Below are 21,918 nucleotides of genomic sequence, written 5' to 3' on the forward strand. Positions count from 1 at the left end.
AAATATCACCTATGTGATGATATTCATAAATTAACACACTTAGAATTAGATAGCAATCTCATTTTATTTTAAAAAAGATTACTTGTTATTAATGAAGAGCTTTAAAAATAATTAAATAACTATTATATTTTTATTTGCATACCAGATATCCCTTTTTAAACAACATTTGTAATCGTTTTATACGTATGATTAAAAACATTAAGTTTTTATTAACGTTTAAAATCCCCCCATTATTTTTCTTTTTATATCTTGTTTTTTATGGTACAATTTTTTTCGAATTAAGGACGTTTTAAAAAACGAAATTAACGATTTGTTTATTTCATCACAGCAAACACAATTTAGGGGGAATTTTATGTTTTTATTATTGCTGGAAATAAGTATTATGGTTGTCACTATTATTTATGGGTTAGCTAAAGGAGGAGCTTTAGGCTCCGGTGTATCTGCTATTGTCGCACTTTTTATTATGTTGTTTATCTTTAAATTACCGCCTTCAGCACCACCTGTTACAGCTGTTTTAATCATTATTTCAATCGGTATTGCTAGTGGAGCTCTTCAAGCATCTGGTGGAATGGATTATATGATTTCAGTTGCCACAAAAATTATCCAAAAATTTCCAAAAGCAATCACTCTTGTTGCGCCACTTGTTTGTTTTATTTTTGTTTTTGGTATGGGAACTGCCATGATTAGTCTTTCTCTAGAACCCATTATTGCTGAAACAGCCATCAACTCAAAAGTAAATCCAAAAGGCGCTTTGATTAGTTCAGTACTTGCTTCTAATATGGCGCTGTTATGTAGCCCAGCTTCTTCGTCTACTGCTTTTGTTATCATGCTTTTGATTCCATTTAATATTTCAATGGCAACATACTTAGCTATTGTATTACCTGCAACAATTGCTTCTATTGTTATCTTAAGTCTAATTTTAACTATTCTAAATAAAAGAGTTCCTTTTGATGAATCAACTTTAGCCCATCTGAAGTAACTTGTGAAGAATGTACTCATACAAAAACAGCAAAATATTCAACTTTTGTATTTCTTGGTTGTGTTCTTTGTATTATTATTTTCGGCCTTTTCCCTAGCCTACTTCCTCAATATACAGTAGACGGAAAAAGTGTTAAAATTGCAACAGCGGACCTAGTACAAATGTTCATGTATCTATCTGCTGCATTAAATATCATTTTATTTAAGGTTAAATCAACAAAAATCATGAATTCTCCTGCTACAAGCAATGCTTTAGGTGCTGCTCTTGTTGTTCTTGGTCTTGGTTGGGTTGGATCAACTATTTTCGGTTCACCAGGTAATCAAGAAACACTGACAACAACTGTTGGAGATATTTTAACTAATTATCCATTTGTCTTAATTCTAATTTGTAGTTTTGTTGCTATGATTATCGGTGCTCAAACTGCTGTTGCTGCTATCATATTTCCACTAGCACTATCTCTAGGAATTTCACCTATTTTTCTAGTGATAATTGTTCAGTGTCTAAACTTTAACTTTATTATTCCAGCACAGCCTACACTCTTATTGGCCTGTGAATTAGATCGAACCGGACGAACAAAAACCGTCAGCTTCATCTTACCAGGTATCGCTATAACGGCCTTTTCCATTATTTTATCTTATGGATTAACACTATTCATTTAATTGACTATTAATAGGAGGATTTCTTATGTTAAAAAAAATCGAAACACTAATTGAAAGTAAAAAAGATACGTATTTCACACTGAGTGACCGCATTTGGGATATTGCTGAAACCAAATTCCATGAACAAGAGTCTGCTAAAACGATTATCACTATTTTAGAACAAGAAGAGTTCACGGTTAAAACAAACATCGGTGAAATTGATACAGCATTTGTTGCCTCATATGGTTCAACTGGACCAATTATTGGTTTTTTAGGTGAATACGACGCTCTACCTGAGTTAAATCAAAAAGCTGGTTCAACAAAAAAAGAATCTGACCCAAGTCTAGGAACTACTAATGGACATGGTTGTGGGCATAATTTACTCGGAACAGCTTCTCTTGCTGCTGCAATAGCTACAAGAGATTATATAAAAGAACATAATATTGAAGCACAAATTAGATATTACGGATGTCCTGCAGAAGAGGGAGGCTCTGGTAAAACCTATATGTCTCGCGCCCACGCTTTTGATGATCTTGATATGGCTCTTTGTTGGCATCCTGGAACAGATAATGCCATTATTGGTTCACCAACTCTTGCAAATTCTCAAGCTGTCTTTGAATTTAAAGGAAAATCATCTCATGCGGCCAACTCACCTGATATGGGACGCAGCGCTTTAGATGCGATGGAGTTAATGAACGTTGGGGCAAATTATTTAAGAGAGCACGTTACTTCAGAAGCTCGTTATCATTATGCTGTTTTAGATGCTGGTGGTATGCAACCAAGTGTCGTTCAGGCCCATTCAAAAGTACTTTATCTAATTCGTGCACCTAAGGGATATCAAGTCAAAGAAATTTATGATCGTTTATGTAAAGTTGCCGAGGGTGCTGCTTTGATGACTGAAACAGAAGTAACTGTTCATTTTGATAAAGCTTGTTCTAACTATATGCCTAACAAAGTTTACTCAAAATTAATGTCCGAAGTAATGTTTGAAGTAGGAGCACCAAACTTTGACGAAGATGATTTAGCATTTGCTAAAGAGCTTCATGATTCGTTAACAGAAGACGAGAAAAAATTTATGATGGTTCCCCCTGTTACTCCTATCGAAAAACAAGTGTTAGCAGCTAATCAAGGTAAAGTTTTAGCAGATTACATTTATCCATATAATGAAGCTTTAGCTAACATCACAATGCCTGGCTCGACAGATGTGGGTGATGTAAGTTGGGTGGTACCTACTGCTCAGTGTATCATGACAACAGAAGTTCAAAATACAGCCCTTCATTCATGGCAATGGGTAGCAAACGGTAAAACCAATATTGCTAAAAAAGGAATGCTTCAAGCAGCTAAAGTCATGTCACTAACAGCTTTAAAAGCTATTGAAGAACCCGAATATATCAAAGCAGCTAAGGAAGAGTTAGAAGCTGTTGTCAAACAAACACCTTATATCAACCCAATCCCAGCAGATGTTAAACCAAACAGCCTAGGATTGTAAATTAGTGTTAAAACTGTAGAAATTAGTATTTTTAAATAATTGTACAAAAAAGAAAAAATCAACTTATTCAAAAGTAGCGCTCCCTAATAATTAGACCACAAATCTAACTATTACTATTAGGGGGCGCTATATTATTTTATATTTTAATCAATGTTCTTCCTGAGTGGCTTCCTTCAAGTAAAGATGTCACAACTGACTCGATATTTTCTAACGATTCTTCTTCATTACTAATTTTAGCCAGTAACGCTTCGTCTAACTCATTACCAATTCGGTTCCAAATAGTTGTTTTAACGTCATTAGATAATTGAACTGAATCAATTCCAACCATTGTGATGCCTCGTAAAATAAATGGTAGGACTGTTGTTGAAAACTTAATACCACTTGCGTTACCACACAAAGCAATACCACCACCATAATTTATCTGTGGTAGAATAGCTGCCACACTTTCTCCTCCAATGGTATCAATCACATAATCAAAATTTTGTTTTTGCAGTGGTTTGATTTTTTCTGGCATAAACTCTTCCAAACCAATAATATCTTTAGCACCTAATTGTTGTAAGTAAGCTTCATTCTTCTTACGCGATAGTGCCGTTATGTTGTCATACCCTAAACTTTTTAGCATAGCAATAGCGATACTTCCAACACCACCCGTTGCGCCTGTTACTAAAATACGAGCATTTTTATCAGATAAACCAATTTTTTCTAGTTGGCTGATAGCTTGAAGCGCTGTAATACCTGCTGTTCCAATCGTCGCAGCTTTTTTATCATCAACCATTTCTGGCAGTTTCACAACCCATTCGTTTGGAACACGCACGATTTCACTAAATCCTCCCGTATGAGTCACACCTAAACCATTACCTGTTACCACAACACGGTCACCTTTTTTCAAAATTAAATCTGTGGTTTCAATAATCTCTCCCACCACATCAATTCCTGGAATCATTGGATAGTTTCGAATAACACCACCATTTTTTATTGTCGCTAAAGCGTCTTTGTAATTGACACCAGTATAGACGGCTTTAATAATGGTACCTCCTTCACCTAAATCAGTCAGTTCACACTCTTTTAATTTTGCTACGATATCATCTTCTTTTTCTTCTACCACTAAGGCTTTAAATGTTTTATTCATCATGATTTTTATCCTCTTTTCCTCTTACTTATACTAGTCTCATTATAACCCTTTTTTTAATAACTTTCTTATCTAAATTAGATTGAAATCCCTTCAATTATCTTGTATAATTTCAATCGTTAGTAAACTAATTGTTTAATAATATTAAACTTTTGTGCTTTGAAGTTTAGTAATTATAAACTTTGAAACGAGGAAAAAGATGAATATTGGACATAAAATAAAAAATCTACGAATTCAGAAGGATTTAACTCAAGAAGAATTGGGAGAAAGAACTGACTTAAGTAAAGGCTACATCTCTCAGTTAGAGCGTAATCTAAGCTCTCCTTCTATGGAAACATTTTTCTCTATTTTGGAAGTATTGGGTATTTCGCCGAAAGATTTCTTTGATGAAAAGGAACAAGTTCAACAAGTCGTCTACCAAAATGAAGATTATACAATTTACTCTGATGAAGAAAAAGGATACGAAATCAAATGGTTAGTCGCTGATTCCAACGAGCAAGACATGGAACCTATCCTTTTATCTCTCAATGAAAAGAGTGAATACAAAGAATTTGAGCCTTCTCTTTCAGACACTTTTGCCTACGTCTTAGAAGGCAGCGTTTGTGTTCAAATTGGCTCTGACAAGCATTATGCATCTAAAGAAGAGAGCATTTATTATCACGCAGTAAAGAATCATCAGATTAAAAATAATTTTAACGGAACGAGCCGTTTATTACTCGTAGCAACTAATTCATATTTATAAAAAGGGGTGGCGTAATGAGCAACACTATTATTCGTTTTGATAATGTGGTGAAAGAATTTGACGATAATGTCGTCTTAAAACAAGTAAGCTTTGAAATTGAACAGGGGAAATTCTACACCTTACTCGGTCCTTCCGGCTGTGGTAAGACAACGATTTTAAGATTAATTGCCGGTTTTTCCGAACCAACAAGTGGCGATATTTATTTTGACGGCAAGAAGATTAATCAACTTCCCGCAAACAAAAGAAAAGTAAACACAGTCTTTCAAGATTACGCCCTTTTTCCTCATATGGATGTTTTTGATAATGTGGCTTTTGGTTTAAAAATCAAAAAATTAGATAAAAAAGTCATTGAAACAAAAGTGAAAGATGCCCTTCGCATGGTTCAATTATCTGGTTTTGAAGAACGTAAAATCAGTGAAATGTCAGGTGGACAAAGACAACGTGTGGCAATTGCTAGAGCGTTAGTCAATGAACCAGACATTTTATTACTAGATGAGCCCTTATCTGCTCTTGATTTGAAATTGCGAACAGCCATGCAATCAGAATTAAGAGATTTGCAAAAACGATTAGGCATTACCTTTATTTTTGTTACTCACGATCAAGAAGAAGCTCTTGCCATGAGTGATGAAATCTTTGTTTTAAATGCAGGTAATATCGAACAAAGTGGAACGCCTGGAGACATTTACGACGAACCCATTAACCGTTTTGTCGCTAACTTTATCGGGGAAAGTAACATTGTTGATGGCACGATGCTAGAAGATAACTTAGTCCGTTTTGTTGGAAAAAGCTTTGAATGTGTCGATAGTGGGATGCGTAAAAATGAACCCGTTGAAATTATGATTCGACCTGAGGATTTAAATATGGTTCCTATTGAAAAAGGTAAATTGGTCGCAACAGTGGATACAATTCTTTTTAGAGGCGTTCATTATGAAATTATTTGCGTTGATAAAGAAGGCAATGAATGGACCGTTCACTCCACTAGAAAAAGTAAAGAAGGACAAGAAATTGGTCTTCATTTTGAACCAGAAGATATCCACGTCATGCGTTTTGGTGAATCCGAAGAAGACTTTGACGCAAGACTTGAAAGCTATGACGAAGATTAAGGAGGGAGACTATGACAGCAAATAAAAAATTATATACGATTCCTTATGTTTTATGGCTCCTACTCTTTGTAATAGCACCTGTTCTCTTAATCTTTTATCAATCTTTTTTTGATGCGAGTGGTGCCTTTACTTTAGCTAACTACCAGCAATATTTAACAACTGGGACTTATTTAAAAATGACATTTAACTCAGTATTCTATGCCTTTTTAATTACTATTTTTACGCTTTTAGTTAGTTACCCAACTGCCTATTTACTCAATCAAACAAAACATAAACAGCTATGGCTGATGCTTATTATTTTACCAACCTGGATTAACCTTCTATTAAAAGCTTACGCGTTTATCGGTATTTTTAGTATTCATGGAAGTGTTAACACCTTTTTAGAAATGATTGGTATTGGTTCGAAGCAAATTCTTTTTACAGATGTTAGTTTTATTTTTGTGGCAACTTATATTGAGATTCCTTTTATGATTATGCCGATTTTTAATGCCCTCGAAGAGATCAACCCCTCTTTAATTTCAGCTAGTCGAGATTTAGGGGCAAATGGCTTTGAAACTTTCAGACGAGTGATTTTCCCACTCTCTCTAAACGGCGTTAAAAGTGGGGTTCAAGCTGTATTCATTCCTTCACTAAGCCTGTTCATGTTAACACGTTTGATTGGTGGAAATCGCGTCATAACCCTAGGTACAGCGATTGAACAACATTTCCTTGTCACTCAAAACTGGGGCATGGGGTCAACCATTGGAGTTATCTTAATTATCACCATGTTTATTATCATGCTGTTAACAGCTGAAAAGAAAAAAGGAGGTAAGAAAAAGAAATGACAACTAAAAAATTCAAATGGTCTCATCTCTACCTTATCTCTGTTTTTATCTTGCTCTACGTCCCGATTTTTTACTTAATTTACTATTCTTTTAATCAAGGTGGTAGTATGACAGAGTTCACTGGGTTTACCTTAGAACATTACCGAGCTGTTTTTGAGGATACTCGCTTAATCGGTATTGTGGTGAACACATTCCTACTAGCCTTCTTATCAGCCTTTATTGCAACGATTATTGGAACATTAGGTGCCATGGGGATTCATTACACCAAACGTCGTGGTGTTAAAAATATGGTTCTTAGTATGAATAATGTCTTAATGGTTTCTCCTGACGTTATTATAGGAGCTAGTTTTTTAATTTTATTCACTTCACTTGGCACTTGGTTTGGCTTTAAATTAGGCTTTATGTCGGTGTTACTATCCCATATTGCTTTTAGTATTCCCATTGTTGTCTTAATGGTTTTACCTAAAATTCAAGAGATGAATGAATCTTTAATTGATGCGGCTAGAGACTTAGGAGCGAATAATTTTCAAGTGTTAAGACAGGTTATCTTGCCTTATTTAACTCCTGGTATTATTGCTGGTTACTTTATGGCTTTCACCTATTCTCTAGATGATTTTGCTGTAACTTTCTTTGTTACAGGAAACGGCTTTAGCACTCTTTCAGTTGAAATTTACTCAAGAGCTCGCCAAGGTATCAGCTTAGAAATCAATGCTTTGAGCACCCTTTTATTCTTGTTTTCACTTATCTTAGTGTTTGGTTATTACTTTATTAGTAAAGACAACACACCTAAAAAACACAAAAAGAAATTAGTCCGTTAGAAAGGAGAAACACATGAAAAAATTAAATTCACTGATTATTGGAATTGTTGGCATCATTGTTCTCCTTACATTCACTGCGATTAATATTGAAAAAAAATCTGGTTCCTCAGGTTCTGAAGTCATAACTATTTACAACTGGGGGATTATATTGACCCTTCTTTATTAAAACAATTTGAAAAAGAATATGGTTATAAAGTAATCTATGAAACTTTTGATTCTAACGAAGCCATGATTACTAAAATAGAGCAAGGTGGCACAGCCTACGACATCGCTATTCCGAGTGAGTACATGATTCAAAAGATGATGAAACAAAACTTACTATTAAAGCTAGACCACAGTAAAATCAAAGGGCTTGAAAATATTGATCCTCGTTTTTTAAATATTGACTTTGATGAAGGGAATCAATACTCAGTCCCTTACTTTTGGGGAACTCTAGGAATCATCTATAATGACAAGTTTGTTAAAGAAGAAAACATGCAACATTGGAACGATTTATGGCGTCCTGAACTAAAAAATAACGTTATGTTAATAGATGGCGCTAGAGAAGTGATTGGTCTTGCTTTAAACAGTGAGGGCTACTCTCTTAATAGTAAGAATGATACAGAGTTAACTCAAATTTCTGAAAAATTAACTGGTTTAACGAATAATGTTAAAGCTATCGTAGCTGACGAAATCAAGATGTACATGATTAATGAAGAAAGTGCCGTTACTGTATCTTTTTCAGGTGAAGCAAGTGAAATGTTAGACAACAATGAACATCTTCATTACGTGATTCCTGAAGAAGGTTCTAATCTTTGGTTTGATAATATCGTTATTCCTAAAACAGCTAAAAATGTTAAAGGCTCATATGACTTTATCAACTTTATGTTGCGTCCTGAAAATGCCGCTAAAAATGCCGAATACATTGGGTACTCAACACCAAATAAAAAGGCTGTTGAGATACTTCCTAAAGAAATCACATCAGATGAGCAGTTCTATCCAGATGAGGCAACTATGAAAAATCTGGAAGTCTACGAAGACTTAGGTTCTAAATATTTAGAAATCTACAACGATCGTTTTCTAGAATTTAAAATGTATCGAAAATAAATTAATAACAGGCATAATTTTTGCTACTTTTTCTGTTTTATATTATATTGATGAGGCGATATGGATTTCAATGACTATTAGCCGAAAAAAAATCAAAAGAATTCATATCCTTCCCAATTAATAAAACAACCTCTTTCCCAGACGTTGTTTTATTTTTTTGCTTTTATTCACAAAAAACAATCAAAACTTAACTCTCAAAAGTTTCAAAAGAGAACCTCTTTCGTGTATAATTAATGCAACTATATTTTTTAGCGAGGAGATGACATTTATGGAAATCATCGAAAAAGCACCTGCAAAAATCAACCTCGGCTTAGATGTTTTATATAAAAGAGAAGATGGCTATCATGAACTAGAAATGATTATGGCAAGTATTGATTTAGCTGATCGTCTCACATTTCGACCTTTGAAAGAAGAGAAGATTATCATCGAAACCAACAGCGGTTTTTTACCAACCGACCGAAAGAATAATATTTTCCAAGCCATTGAAGTTATGAAAAAAAACTACCCTTTTGAAGGCGGAGTTCACGTTGAATTACAAAAAAATATCCCTGTTGCTGCCGGATTAGGCGGAGGAAGTAGTGACGCTGCCGCAACATTTAGAGGTATCAACAAATTATTTCAGTTAAATGCTGAAATGGAGGATTTAATGCGCTTATCTATCCCAATTGGAACTGATATCCCTTTTTGTTTACAAGGCTCTACGGCCCTTGTAACAGGTTTAGGTGAAGTCGTAACGCCACTATCTAAGCCTTTACCTCAATGTTGGGTAGTATTAGTTAAACCTAATATTAGCGTCTCCACACCTCGCGTTTTTTCAAAAATAAACGTAGATGATTTACCTCATCCAAATATTTCTCTTTTAAAAGAAGCTATTGAGCAAGACGATTATAAAAAAATGACAAAGCACTTAGGCAACTCCCTAGAAGCTTATACAGCATCTAAGTACCCTGTTGTTAAAACCATTCAAGAAAGAATGATTCAATTTGGAGCTGATGCTGCTGTTATGAGCGGAAGTGGTCCAACGGTAGTCGCTCTTTGTGAAAAACACTCCCGAGCCCTTCATATAGCTAACTCTTTAAAAGGTTTTTGTCGGGAAGTCTATGTGGTAAGAACTTTGAAACAATAAAAATAATCTTCCAAAAGATATTACTTTATCTTTTAGAAGATTATTTTTTTATCATTTCTTTTTCCAATACCAATAGCCAATACCTGAAATAGTACCTATGATTACTACTACCACAAATATAATCAATCCGATTGGTTTCTTTTGCTTCACTTCTTCTTTTGGTTTTTCAGCTACCGCTTTACTTAACTCTTTACTCTGTTCACTCGTCACTTTAAACGGCTCTTTAAAAGTCCAACTTTCACCATTTGTTCTAGCAACTAATTCTAACTCATAATCCCCTGCTTCTAAATTAGCATCTTCTAAATAAATAGGAAAATCAAAATTTGAATTAGGTGCCATCTCTAAATCCTTAACTTTTTGACTCTTTAGAACTTTATCTTGTTTGTTTTTCCTGATTTTCGCTTCAAGGGATAGGTCACCAAACTTAGTCGGAGTTACATTACTGATATTAGCTGTTACAGCTGGTTGGCTGCCCACTGAAGTAAAGGCTACCTTATTTAATTTTAAGTCTGTTTTTATAATCAACTCATTTTGTCTTAAAATAATAGGCTTAACAATCTGAAATTTATTAACAATACTAACACCTTGTGCTTTTTTAGATGTTGCATCCTGGTTATCTACTCCCTCTGCAACAATTGCTCCAACAATAATTCCTGCTATACTCTCTTCAGGTGATTTCAAATCAAATACAACTTCTTTGGATTCTTTTGGTTGCAATTCTATCAGTTGGGCTTTTGAAACTAAGGTGGTCATTGGGTATTTTAATGATTTATCTAATTTCTTCTGGTCTGTTGTGTAATCAATTAATCCCGTTTGACTTGTGTAAGCATCCGCCGGGAAAACATTTATTTTTTGTGCTTGCTCACTATCATTTGAAACCACTACTTTTAGTTGAGTCTCTTCTCCTGGCTTCATTAATAAATCAAAATAACTCGAACTTGTTCCCTTTTCCCACTGTTTTTCGGATATAACAGATTCCATATTAAAAGTCATACCTGAAGTTTCTTCAGCTTGTGCTATTTGTGTTGTTACTGATATCAATGAAAAAGTAACTAAAAAAATAATCCCTACATAATAGCTAAATTTGTTTTGTTTCATCTTTTTCTCCTACCATTACAATATATTAATAGTATAAAGTATTCCACTCTATAAAAAAACAAATTCTGGAAATTACTTCCAGAATTTGTTTATAAAATGATAATAAGCTAAATGTTATTCAGCTGGTTTTTCAGCTGGTTTTTCAGTTTTACTTTTGCGTTCTTATTGATATTTAAAATTCTCTGGTTCGCTCCTAAGAAACTTTCATAACCATCAAAACTTAGGTTAAGCCCGCCATTATAAGTACTCCAATCAAGTGGATCTCCATCAGCTGAAGCATATCCATAAAAATCAACATTTTCTGGATCATCAGGATTTTGAGAATTTCCATAAAAATCCATATTTTTTGCCCGAACATTAAACTGTTCATTTTCAAGCGTAACTTTCCCTTTAAAGACAACTTTACTTGTCTTTCCTTTATAAAAACCGCCTTTACTATTATGGGAAATATCTTGTACCGTTGTAACTAGATTAGCATTAGCCGAAGTTCCAACAGAGATAGCTCCGATAATACTTCCGTGGGACGCCAAACCACGGGTATCACCACCAATCATTTGACCATTTTTTATGGTAAATTGTTGGTTATCTGCTCGATTTAAATAAAACTTCCCTACCTTGCCTGCATCATTTGCACCTTCAGCCAAAGTAAGTTTTTTATTATTTAAATCAATTGTTTTATTTCCAACTATATCTACTCGCTCACTTAAAGTAATGTCTCGTAATAAACTAACTGTTTCATCCCCCGCTGTAGTTAGTACGGTTGCTAGTTGCTTATCATCTGCAACACTAACATCAGCTTGAACAGTTGTTGCACCATGTAACGTAAAAAATAGCATTATTATTAAACTAAAAAATAATGTTAAATACTGCGTACTCTTCCCCATTTTGTTTTTCATATTTAATTCATCCTTTTATTATAATTATTGTATTTCATTGATAATAAACAGAATAACTTTAATTAAATTCATCATAAGCACTATAACAACCCTTATAAACAAAAAATATTCTATCGCTTTTTTTCTGTTATTTTTTATAAAATATCCTTCTTATCTTCTTATTTTAACGAAAATAAGAAGATTATTCAATCTTTTTATCCCACACTTTATCGTAATAAGAGTAACACTACAGTTTTTAAAGAACGATTGAGTAGAAACTGTTTAATAAGTTAGTTAAATAACAACTCATAGAATTTTTAAACCATAAATAAATTTTGTTATTTTTTTAATATCTCATCCTTAGTGAATACAACTTTCTAAAATTAATTAATTGATTTTACTACTATATTCTGTTATTATTTTCTTTGTCACAAAATGTAACTGTTACGATTTAAAAAAGAAAGGAGCTCCCTTATGAAATACATAGATGTCCAAAATTTAACCTTTTATTATGGCGAAGAACCAGTTCTTGAAGATATTTCTTATTCCATCGAACCCGGAGAATTTGTCATATTAACTGGAGAAAACGGGGCTGCTAAGTCAACACTTATTAAAAATACATTGGGTTTACTAAAACCTGCTGAAGGAGACGTTAACATTTCTCCTACTAATATAGAAGGAAACCCTTTAAAAATTGGATATAGTCCTCAGCAAATAGCTTCTTTTAATGCAGGTTTCCCTAGTACAGTCCTTGAATTGGTTCAATCAGGTCGATTTAATCAAGGCAAATGGTTTAAACGATTATCAAAGGTAGATCATGAGCATGTCGAAAAAGCTCTGCGTTCTGTTAGTATGTGGGATATGCGAAATAAAAGAATTGGCGAACTATCTGGTGGACAAAAACAAAGAATTTGCTTAGCTCGCATATTCGCTTCTGATCCTGATTTATTTATTTTAGATGAACCAACAACAGGAATGGATGAAGCATCACGTCGTAATTTTTATCGTCTATTACGTCATAGTTCTCATGTTCATCAAAAAGCTATCTTGATGATTACCCATGATCATGACGATATTAAAGAATATATGGATAGACATATCCAGCTAGTGAGAAAGGAGGACACAGAATGGAGATGTTTTCATATGACTTCATGATACGAGCGCTAATCGCTGCTTCTTTTATGGCTGTTATCGCGCCTTTACTTGGTGTCTTTCTTGTCTTAAGACGTCAATCGCTTTTGGCTGATACCTTATCCCATGTTTCATTAGCTGGGATTGCTCTTGGTTTCTTCATTAATATGAACCCAACTGTGACTACTTTAATTGTTGTAGTCCTCTCTGCCTTGGTTTTAGAGTATATCAAGAAACTTTATAGTTCTTACTCAGAAGTTTCAACAGCAGTTTTAATGTCAGGTGGGTTGGCTGTTGCTCTTGTCTTGATGAGCCTTAATAAAGGTGAAAACACCATGAATATTAATCAATATTTATTTGGTTCAATTATCACCATTAATTGGTCTCAAGTTAAAATACTAGGTGTTTTGATGATTCTAATTGTTATTATTTTCATTTTTTTAAGACGTCCTATGTATGTCCTTACTTTTGATGAAGACACTGCTCATGTGGATGGGCTACCAGTTAGTCTCCTATCAACTCTTTTCAATGTCATGACTGGTGTTGCGATTACTGTCATGATTCCTATTGCTGGAGCTTTACTTGTGTCAGCTATCATGATTTTACCAGGTACCATTTCAATGAAAATCGGTAAGACATTTAATCAAGTCATTGTTGTTAGTATTATTGTTGGATTTATCGGGATGATTTCTGGTTTAATTGGTTCTTATCAATTAGATACTCCACCTGGCGCAACCATTACACTAATCTTTATTTTTATCTTTATTTTAGTCAATATCAAAAGTAGTATTAAGAGTCATTAACAAAAAATAAACGTCTATAGCATAAATATCCGCTATAGACGTTTATTTTTTTATCAAGTTAATCGTTTTACTGTTTAAGTTTGTTTTTATTATTTCTTAATTCTGTGATAGCAATAATACCAATAAATAAGAAAAATCCTGACAATGATAAAATGGCTGTATTACCTGAAATACCTGTTTTGGGCAGAAAAGCCATTACATTTCCTTGACTCACCGGTGTATTAGATGGATTCTTTGTGCTATTTCCTTCTTCTTCTATTTTATTAACTTCTTGATTAGAGCTATTACCGGCCTGTTTTGTATTTTTTTTGCTAACAGCTATTACCTCATTTGAAGGTACTTCTTGTTCTTTTTTAGTCATCTCTTTATTTTTTACTGTTTTATTAATAGTTACATTCTCAGTAACAGGCGCTTTATTCTCATTACTATTTGAGTTAACAACCGCATTACCAGATAATAATTTATCTACATTTTTTTGAATACCATTAAGTTCATCATATGATGTAGATTGGTCAATTTGATGGATAAATTGATTGCCCACTTCTTCACTAATATTTTTAGAACTAATCAGACCAAGAATGTAATTCTTCATATTAACCAATCGTTCATTAAACTCTAATTTCGGGTATACATCATATTTAGAATAAAATTTAGTCATATTATCCTTTATTTGATCAATAGTTGTTGAGTTGATAAGACTAGGCATAAACTCATCAATTTGTTCCTGTGTTAAAATATCTCGTTGCTTGTTTAATTCTAAATCATTAATAGCTGCCTCATAAAGATCATCTACATTCTCTTCTTTTTTTTCTAATGAACTTGCCATTTCTTTATTATTAACGGTACTTTCTTCAGCGCTTACATTTACACCTATACTAAAGGCCAGCAATATTAAAGACAAGTATATTTTTTTACTCTTCATTTACATACTCCTAACAAATTGTTATAATAACCATTGTAGTATAAAAGTTGTTATAAATAAAGTCATTTTTGAATTAATAATGTTCTTTTAAAACAGATTATTATATTTTTTGAAAAAGAAGTGACTATATACTATTTTTATAAAATTTAAAAGGAGTGTTTCACTAACTATAATGAAAATTCAATTTAAAAAAATGAACAATCTTGACAAATATTTTGCTTTTTTATTTTTAGCTATTGTTGCGATACAAACGATTCTCTTTGTTAGCAGCCCAAATTCAATGAAGATTTCACTTTTCTTTTTATGGTACTTTTGTACGTACATGTCTCTTATTGCTATTTTAAATTTTCTAGATATTGAATCAATGGATATTACTCAAGTAAAGAAAAACTTTTCCCTATATTCCCTGCTCATCATCGAATATACCTTCTTAAGTTTACTTTTCTCCTTTCCAGAAAAAGTACTTCCAAATACTATGAAAGAAAACGCCGATATTCAATTTCTATTATTATTTATTACAATTATTTGTGTCATTGTCACTCAAGTTGTTATTTGGAATCTCAACCTAAATAGTGCAGAGAAAAAAGAAGAATCTCTACAACTTTTTCCTAAGGTAGCCAAATTCATTAAAATTAACGATAATGATGAGGAAGATAATTTGTATTACCGTGTTGCTATTGGCTTAGAGAATGAACTTAATCCAAATCCAATTATAAAAATAGAAACAGCTAAAAAACTAAAAAATAACGAATATGAAATTATTGAAAATTCGATTCCTCAGTATCAAGAATCAACTGATGGAACATCTGATTTAAAGCGTATTTCTAATGCAACAGATATTATTAAAGAAAAATATGCCGAATTTGAAAAAAAAGGTGTCCTTAACGACATCGAAAATATTATCATTCCTTAATTCTGAGGATAAAAAAGCAACGCTTGGTTGATTACCAAGTGTTGCTTTTTTATTTTAAAGATATATTAAGGTTGATTTAGTTTTATAAATAGGTTAAATTCTATCTTAAAGAACATTCTTATAAAAGGAGATATAGTAATGAAAAAGAATTTATTTGTAACGCTTGGTATTTGTTTGTTTAGTTTTCCTCTTTTAACTTCAGCTGATGAAATAGCAAACGATAATATATCAACAGAGGACACCACTTCTATTACTCAAGAGTATGAAGAAGATTTTTCTGACATCAATAGCGATGAAGAAATGTTAACTCCCGCAAAATTAAAAACAGCTAGCACTATCAATGGAGATCATTATTTAATCAAAAAGGAGATTCCAATCACGAACAGGGAAAGTGATGTCTCTACTAATGGAAAAAAAGTTAATTCAACTGGCACCTCACTCGATTTAAGTGGTGGTAAGGAATTTGATACTTATTTGAGATTTAGTGAGATTAATTTACCTAAAAACACCACAATAAAAACAGCTAAACTTATTTTTACCGCAAAAACATCTTCTAAAAATAGCACAACCTTTACTGTGCAAGGAGAAATCGGAAGTAACAGTCCTTTTAATGGAACTCCTGATTCTTTTAGCAGTCGTATGATGAGCGACAACCAGATTGTTGTCACAACTCCTGACAAAGTAGCTATTAACGAAACTTTAGAAACTGATGATTTATCTGCCATTATTGAAGAAATGCTCAGCCATAATAATGCTTTAAATGATTTAGTTTTTAAAATAAAAGGCAATCAAGAAGGAAAATTTAATGCCAAATCTTTTGAATCAAGCCCTGAAATGGCTCCAAAATTAGTTCTTGAATATGAATCTAATACGAATGAAATTTCTATACCTATTGAATCTGCAGACAATTCAGCTCAAGAAGCAGCAGACACTACTAGAGTTACAACAACAGGAAATCTTGCCTTTGGTGGAGAATCAGCAAAAGGGCAACAATTAATTGGTTTGCGCTTTAATCAGGTTGATTTACCTGAAAATGCAGCTATTGAAGACGCATATATCGAATTTGTCACTGCGACGACTTCTAAAAAACCTGCAACTTCAACTGTTCGTGCTTACTCAGAAATAGGAAATGCTGAAGCCTACAAAAAAGAAAATGGTCATATTAGTAATCGTCATTACGGTAAATTAAAAACTGAAACAAACTTCAATCAATTTCAAACTAAAAATGAAACAATCCGAACTAATAATCTTGCTAATATTATTAATGAAAATCGTTTATTAGGTTGGCAAGAAGGACAATCTCTTGGTTTTAAATTAGAGGGAGATGCCTTTTTAGGTCATGTTTATTCCTTTGATAAAACCAATTCACCTAAATTAGTAATTAAATATCAAAATAGTGATAACCCTATTACTTTTGATGACGTGATAACTGATGCTGAGAAAATAAAAAGTGTTTCTATCAATGAAATTTCTACAGAAGGAACTGTAGCTTCAAAAGAAAGTTGGGTTGAGCTTTATAATGATAATGAGGAACCCGTTCTTTTAGATAGCGATATTTCTCTTGTTAACAAAAAGAAAAAGTTTACTTTTTCTCATTTCTTTATTCCAGCTAAAAGTCACCGTGTTCTTTATATGGATGCCAAACCAGAACTTGGTAATGATCATGCCTCATTTGAACTAAGTAATTCTGGTAATTTAAGTTTGGTTAATAACAAAAGAGTGATTGATTCAATTGATTATACGAAACACAAATACAATCAAACGGTTGGTAGGAAACCTGACGGAGCTCTTAATGTCGTTTTAATAAATGAGCCAACGTTTGAAACGAGTAATAATCAGGCAAAAACTGATTCTGATTTAACATTTAGTCATGAAAGAGGACTCTACCCTTCTGCTTTTAATTTAACACTTGGTGCTGATTCTGATTTAACAATTCGTTATACTACAGACGGAACAGATCCAACACCTACTAATGGAACGATTTATAAATCACCAATCTCTATTAAGCAAACAACCGTTGTAAAAGCAATTGCTTATAATGATAATTCACAAACAGGCATCATAGCCCACTCTTATGTATTAGAAGATAACTATCAAAATGAAAAAAGAAGTGGCAAACAATGGCAGTACAAAGATTCTATAACATCTAAAGAATATGCAACTGGTCTAAAACAGTTCCCAATTATTTCTGTCACTGGTAATCAAACCAACCTAACTAAGACAGAAAGTAATGGAACGTTCGAGTATATTGATACGCATACTCCTACTAACCATGGAAATTATTTTAGCCTTTCAGCCAATAAAAAATTCGGACAAGTCAGTTCTAATCAGTATAATTCAGGTGTTGCTGTTAAATTTAACCGAAGTGCTTTAACAAAAAAAGCTAAATATTCATTTTTTGAAGAAACACCAAACGACCCTTATCCAGTGGTTAAAAAATTTGCGAAACTGGAATTAAAAGAAGGTCAAGATGGTCCTCAAAATGATATTTACGGTCTCGGCTATAATCGTTACGACGAAAAAGTAACCAATACTCTAGCTAAGGAAATGGGAAAAATTTCCCTTGACGCTCGTTATGTTCACTATTTTTATAATGGAACTTATTTTGGTGTTAAAACATTAAGAGAAGATTTCGGAGAAAAAATGTTTGAAGAATACTTTGGTGGTAATGATGATGATTACACTAAGATTCGTTTCCAAGATGCCAAGTTCTCTACAGGATTTGTTAGTGACAAAGAATCTATCATCTGGCCAACCATCAATAAATCAGTTACAAGTAAAGATTTCCAAAAAGCTAAACAATATATCGATTTTGATGATTTAATTACAACTCAAATTCTCTTCATGTTTGTTGATACAGAACGTGAAATTGACGCAGTTGTTCAAAACAGTGTTTTAGAAAATGATCCAAAAGCTACTAAAATGAAATTTAATGTGAATGACACTGATGGAGCTTTCCATAACAATAATAAAACTGGTACTGGCCAAGCACCACTTGCTGGTGGCGGTGGAACTTATCGTTACAAATGGAATTCAGATGCTAGATCTAAAGAGGGCCCTGGTAAGATTTTTGGAGCATTCTCGGGAAATAGCACAAATGCTAATCTCGGAAATCTCGAATTTAAAACAATGGTTAAGGACCGAGTAGCCAAACAATTTGGACAATTTTCTGATGAACAAGCAACAGCTCCGCTTTCAGTAGAAAACATTCAAAAGCTTATCAACGAAAATATTAATGAATTAGATGATGCCTATAAATTAGATGCAGCTTACATGAGCGCTAGAAAAGATATGTATCAAAATTGGAAAACACAACAAGAAAAAATTCTTAACCAAGTACCAGATAGAGTTAATTTTTCTCAAGAAATGTGGCTAAAATATAATATGGCACATACTCTTACACCTGTTAATATAAAAGAAAAAGATAACCAACTCACTCTATTAAGCTCAGATAAAAATGTCACTATTTACTATACAACTGATGGATCTGACCCAATGGGAAATGATGGGGTTGTTTCTAAATCAGCCGTTAAATACTCTGGTAAAGCATTATCAGCTGATACCGAACAATTAACTATCAGAGCTTTCCAAGCTAATAATTGGGGCCCGTTATCAACACGAAAATAAGGTTTATCTATTAACAAGGAGCAATCGGAGAAATCCCTTTGTTCCTTTTTTATTGTCTAAAAAATAAGCGATTCAGTTATTTATTTGATATTCATCCCATTTTTTTAATTTATTTTTCCTTTTATCTATTGACTATCAAGTCTAAATTCGCGAACATTTTCTTTTTTTTCATAAAAATACTTTGTTTTTTGCTCAAAACATACTATAATAGTCAATATTACTTAAATTATAAAGGAGCTCTCCCATGAAGATTAAAAGAAGTGAACGATTGATTGACATGACAAGTTATATCTTAAGTCATCCTCACGAGTTAACTCCTCTTACTTTTTTCGTTAAAAAGTATGAATCCGCTAAGTCTTCTATTAGTGAAGATTTAACGATTATTAAAAAAACATTTAAAGAACGTGGTTTTGGTACATTACAAACTGTTGCTGGTGCTGCTGGTGGCGTCATTTTTACGCCTGAAATTCCTTTTGAAGATGCTAAACAAATGGTCGATAGTTTATGTGAACGTTTATCCGAACAAGATCGTCTATTGCCTGGTGGCTATGTCTATTTATCGGATTTATTAGGTGATCCTCAACTCTTAAGACAAATTGGACAAATTATTACTTCACAATACGTTGATAAAGAGATTGATGCTGTGATGACTGTTGCCACAAAAGGTGTCCCAATTGCACAAGCTGTCTCTTATTATTTAAATGTCCCATTTGTCATCGTTCGACGTGATTCAAAAATTACTGAAGGTTCAACTGTAAGTGTTAATTATGTTTCAGGTAGTTCTGAACGAATTGAAAAAATGGAGCTTTCTAAACGAAGCTTGAAACGTGGCTCTCGTGTCTTAGTCGTTGACGACTTCATGAAAGGCGGCGGAACAGTTAACGGAATGAAAGCTTTAATAGAAGAATTTGAAGCAACTTTAGTTGGCATTACTGTTTTTGCTGAATCAACATTTAGTGGTCGTCGAATGATTGATGATTACACCTCTTTACTTTGTGTAAAAGATGTTGACACACGAACTAAAAATATCACGGTTGTTCCTGGGAACTACTTTGATGTTGATACAAAAAATTAAATTGGTCTAGTCAATTGATACTACAAAAGAGCTTGATACATCAGCTCTTTTTTTGGTACAATAACTTAAAATGTTTAGATTAGTCTTACAAGGAGTGTTTAATTAGTGGAAAATCGTTATGCAATTATTTTAGCAGCAGGTAAAGGTTCTCGTATGAAATCATCACTTTACAAAGTTTTACATCCTGTTGCAGGAAAACCAATGGTAGAGCATGTTATTGAACAAGTAGAAGCAATTAATGTTGATGAGATTGTCACAATTGTCGGCTTTGGCGCTGAAACGGTAAAAGATCATCTAGGTGAACGTTCAAAATATGCCCTTCAAACAGAACAATTAGGAACAGGTCACGCCGTGTTAGCTACTGCTGACTTATTAAAAGATAAAAAAGGAACAACTCTTGTTATTTGTGGAGATACACCTCTTTTAACTTCAGACACATTAGATAAATTAGTTAAGCACCACGAAGAAACAAACGCAAAAGCAACGATTCTTTCTGCTATTGCTCGTGACGCTTCTGGTTATGGTCGTATCGTTCGTAACGACAATAACTTAGTTGAAAAAATAGTTGAGCATAAAGATGCTTCAGAAGCAGAATTATTAATCAATGAATTTAACACTGGCACTTACTGTTTTGACAATGAATTTTTATTTGAAGCTCTAACAAAAGTTGGAAATGATAATGCTCAAGGTGAGTACTACTTACCTGATGTTATAAGCATCTTAAAAGAACAAGGCGAAATCGTCACAGCCTTTGTCATGGATTCAGAAGATGAGTCAATGGGCGTTAACGATCGTGTCGCTCTAGCTAAAGCAAGCCAATTGATGAACGCTCGTATCAATGAAGCCCATATGAGAAATGGTGTTACCTTTGTTGATCCAAGTAACACTTATATTGAAAGTGATGTTGTGATTGGTCACGATACCTTAATCGAACCCGGTGTTATCTTACGTGGAAAAACAATTATTGGTGATAATTGTTATATTAGTACCAACTCAGATATTAAAGATAGCGTTCTTGGCAACCATGTCAAAGTACACTCATCTAATATTAAGGAATCTACTATTAGAGATGGAGCCGATGTTGGTCCTTATGCTCACATTCGTCCTAATAGCGAAATTCACGAAAATGCACACATTGGAAACTTTGTGGAAATTAAAAAAGCAACAATTGGTAAAGAATCTAAAGTTGGTCATTTAACTTATGTGGGAGATGCTACTTTAGGAAAAGATATAAATGTTGGATGTGGGACTGTTTTTGTTAATTATGATGGAAAAAATAAATTCCACACAACAATTGGCGATCACAGCTTTATTGGCAGTGGTACCAATTTAGTTGGACCTGTGACTTTAGGGCGTAACTCTGCGACTGCTGCTGGGTCGACCATTACAGAAGATGTACCAGAAGACGCACTAGGAATTGCTAGAGGACGTCAATCAAATTTAGAGGGTTATGCGAAAAAAATGCCATATAACGAATAAAAAGACCTGAAATCACTTGATTTATTCGTAAAAAATGACTACTATTTAGTTGGAAGTGTAA

Annotated in this window: 18 protein-coding genes and 1 pseudogene; 15 read left to right on the forward strand and 4 right to left on the reverse strand. The window is 33.3% G+C overall.

Annotated elements, in window-relative coordinates; all coding sequences use genetic code 11:
* Nucleotides 1-352 precede the first annotated feature (352 nt).
* Genes H9L18_RS15530 through H9L18_RS14245 form a run of 3 tightly spaced genes read left to right on the forward strand, consistent with a single transcriptional unit; the run spans nt 353 to nt 3,106 of the window.
* Nucleotides 353-979: an anaerobic C4-dicarboxylate transporter family protein gene (locus H9L18_RS15530; protein ID WP_223157961.1), complete on the forward strand. Its 627-nt coding sequence runs from the start codon at nt 353-355 to the stop codon at nt 977-979.
* Nucleotides 955-1,638, forward strand: coding sequence for an anaerobic C4-dicarboxylate transporter family protein (locus H9L18_RS15535; RefSeq protein ID WP_223157962.1), 684 nt, complete (start codon nt 955-957; stop codon nt 1,636-1,638). Before H9L18_RS15530 ends, H9L18_RS15535 begins: the two co-directional genes overlap by 25 nt.
* Nucleotides 1,639-1,663: 25 nt before the next feature.
* Nucleotides 1,664-3,106: an amidohydrolase gene (locus H9L18_RS14245; protein ID WP_126794414.1), complete on the forward strand. Its 1,443-nt coding sequence runs from the start codon at nt 1,664-1,666 to the stop codon at nt 3,104-3,106.
* 136 nt (nt 3,107-3,242) lie between these two features.
* Here the strand turns inward: H9L18_RS14245 and H9L18_RS14250 are convergent, their stop codons facing one another.
* Nucleotides 3,243-4,238 carry a YhdH/YhfP family quinone oxidoreductase gene (locus tag H9L18_RS14250; RefSeq protein ID WP_246433296.1) on the reverse strand — a complete coding sequence of 332 codons (996 nt, stop codon included), beginning with the start codon at nt 4,236-4,238 and terminating at the stop codon, nt 3,243-3,245.
* 196 nt (nt 4,239-4,434) lie between these two features.
* Between H9L18_RS14250 and H9L18_RS14255 the strand changes: the two genes are divergently transcribed.
* The 6 genes and pseudogenes from H9L18_RS14255 to ispE all read left to right on the forward strand — a co-directional run bounded on the left by H9L18_RS14255 (nt 4,435) and on the right by ispE (nt 9,934).
* Nucleotides 4,435-4,977: a helix-turn-helix domain-containing protein gene (locus tag H9L18_RS14255; RefSeq protein WP_126794417.1), complete on the forward strand. Its 543-nt coding sequence runs from the start codon at nt 4,435-4,437 to the stop codon at nt 4,975-4,977.
* A 14-nt stretch (nt 4,978-4,991) separates the two neighbouring features.
* Nucleotides 4,992-6,080, forward strand: a complete 1,089-nt coding sequence (locus H9L18_RS14260) for an ABC transporter ATP-binding protein (RefSeq protein WP_126794420.1) — start codon at nt 4,992-4,994, stop codon at nt 6,078-6,080.
* Between the two features lie 11 nt (nt 6,081-6,091).
* Nucleotides 6,092-6,904 (forward strand): ABC transporter permease, encoded by an 813-nt coding sequence (locus tag H9L18_RS14265; protein WP_126794424.1) that lies wholly within the window; start codon nt 6,092-6,094, stop codon nt 6,902-6,904.
* Nucleotides 6,901-7,722 carry an ABC transporter permease gene (locus H9L18_RS14270; protein WP_126794427.1) on the forward strand — a complete coding sequence of 274 codons (822 nt, stop codon included), beginning with the start codon at nt 6,901-6,903 and terminating at the stop codon, nt 7,720-7,722. The genes H9L18_RS14265 and H9L18_RS14270 overlap by 4 nt, the downstream gene beginning before the upstream one ends.
* A gap of 13 nt (nt 7,723-7,735) precedes the next feature.
* Nucleotides 7,736-8,808 (forward strand): annotated as a pseudogene (locus H9L18_RS14275) (ABC transporter substrate-binding protein).
* Between the two features lie 268 nt (nt 8,809-9,076).
* Nucleotides 9,077-9,934, forward strand: a complete 858-nt coding sequence (gene ispE, locus H9L18_RS14280; RefSeq protein ID WP_126794432.1) for a 4-(cytidine 5'-diphospho)-2-C-methyl-D-erythritol kinase — start codon at nt 9,077-9,079, stop codon at nt 9,932-9,934.
* Between the two features lie 51 nt (nt 9,935-9,985).
* On the opposite strand, the gene H9L18_RS14285 is transcribed toward ispE, so the two are convergent.
* Both H9L18_RS14285 and H9L18_RS14290 read right to left on the reverse strand, forming a co-directional pair.
* Nucleotides 9,986-11,032: a WxLIP family cell surface protein gene (locus H9L18_RS14285; RefSeq protein ID WP_126794435.1), complete on the reverse strand. Its 1,047-nt coding sequence runs from the start codon at nt 11,030-11,032 to the stop codon at nt 9,986-9,988.
* Nucleotides 11,033-11,139: 107 nt separating this feature from the next.
* A complete protein-coding gene (locus H9L18_RS14290) occupies nt 11,140-11,928 on the reverse strand; it encodes a hypothetical protein (protein WP_126794437.1) in 789 nt (262 codons plus the stop codon).
* A 453-nt stretch (nt 11,929-12,381) separates the two neighbouring features.
* Between H9L18_RS14290 and H9L18_RS14295 the strand changes: the two genes are divergently transcribed.
* Together H9L18_RS14295 and H9L18_RS14300 are read left to right on the forward strand one after the other, a co-directional pair.
* Complete coding sequence (locus H9L18_RS14295) at nt 12,382-13,062, forward strand: metal ABC transporter ATP-binding protein (RefSeq protein ID WP_126794440.1); 681 nt, start codon at nt 12,382-12,384, stop codon at nt 13,060-13,062.
* Nucleotides 13,035-13,841: a metal ABC transporter permease gene (locus H9L18_RS14300; RefSeq protein ID WP_126794443.1), complete on the forward strand. Its 807-nt coding sequence runs from the start codon at nt 13,035-13,037 to the stop codon at nt 13,839-13,841. The genes H9L18_RS14295 and H9L18_RS14300 overlap by 28 nt, the downstream gene beginning before the upstream one ends.
* Before the next feature lie 67 nt (nt 13,842-13,908).
* On the opposite strand, the gene H9L18_RS14305 is transcribed toward H9L18_RS14300, so the two are convergent.
* A complete protein-coding gene (locus tag H9L18_RS14305; RefSeq protein WP_187559349.1) occupies nt 13,909-14,763 on the reverse strand; it encodes a hypothetical protein in 855 nt (284 codons plus the stop codon).
* Nucleotides 14,764-14,935: 172 nt separating this feature from the next.
* Here H9L18_RS14305 and H9L18_RS14310 point away from each other — a divergent pair, with 172 nt between their 5' ends.
* The 4 genes from H9L18_RS14310 to glmU all read left to right on the forward strand — a co-directional run bounded on the left by H9L18_RS14310 (nt 14,936) and on the right by glmU (nt 21,857).
* Entirely contained in the window at nt 14,936-15,676 is a 741-nt protein-coding gene (locus H9L18_RS14310; RefSeq protein ID WP_187559350.1) for a hypothetical protein, read from the forward strand.
* A 138-nt stretch (nt 15,677-15,814) separates the two neighbouring features.
* Nucleotides 15,815-19,303, forward strand: coding sequence for an FN3 associated domain-containing protein (locus H9L18_RS14315; RefSeq protein WP_126794452.1), 3,489 nt, complete (start codon nt 15,815-15,817; stop codon nt 19,301-19,303).
* Between the two features lie 244 nt (nt 19,304-19,547).
* Complete coding sequence (gene purR, locus H9L18_RS14320) at nt 19,548-20,378, forward strand: pur operon repressor (RefSeq protein WP_126794455.1); 831 nt, start codon at nt 19,548-19,550, stop codon at nt 20,376-20,378.
* Nucleotides 20,379-20,483: 105 nt separating this feature from the next.
* Nucleotides 20,484-21,857, forward strand: coding sequence for a bifunctional UDP-N-acetylglucosamine diphosphorylase/glucosamine-1-phosphate N-acetyltransferase GlmU (gene glmU / locus H9L18_RS14325; RefSeq protein ID WP_126794458.1), 1,374 nt, complete (start codon nt 20,484-20,486; stop codon nt 21,855-21,857).
* Nucleotides 21,858-21,918 lie beyond the last annotated feature (61 nt).

It is taken from the genome of Vagococcus carniphilus (assembly GCF_014397115.1).
Taxonomy (GTDB): domain Bacteria; phylum Bacillota; class Bacilli; order Lactobacillales; family Vagococcaceae; genus Vagococcus; species Vagococcus carniphilus.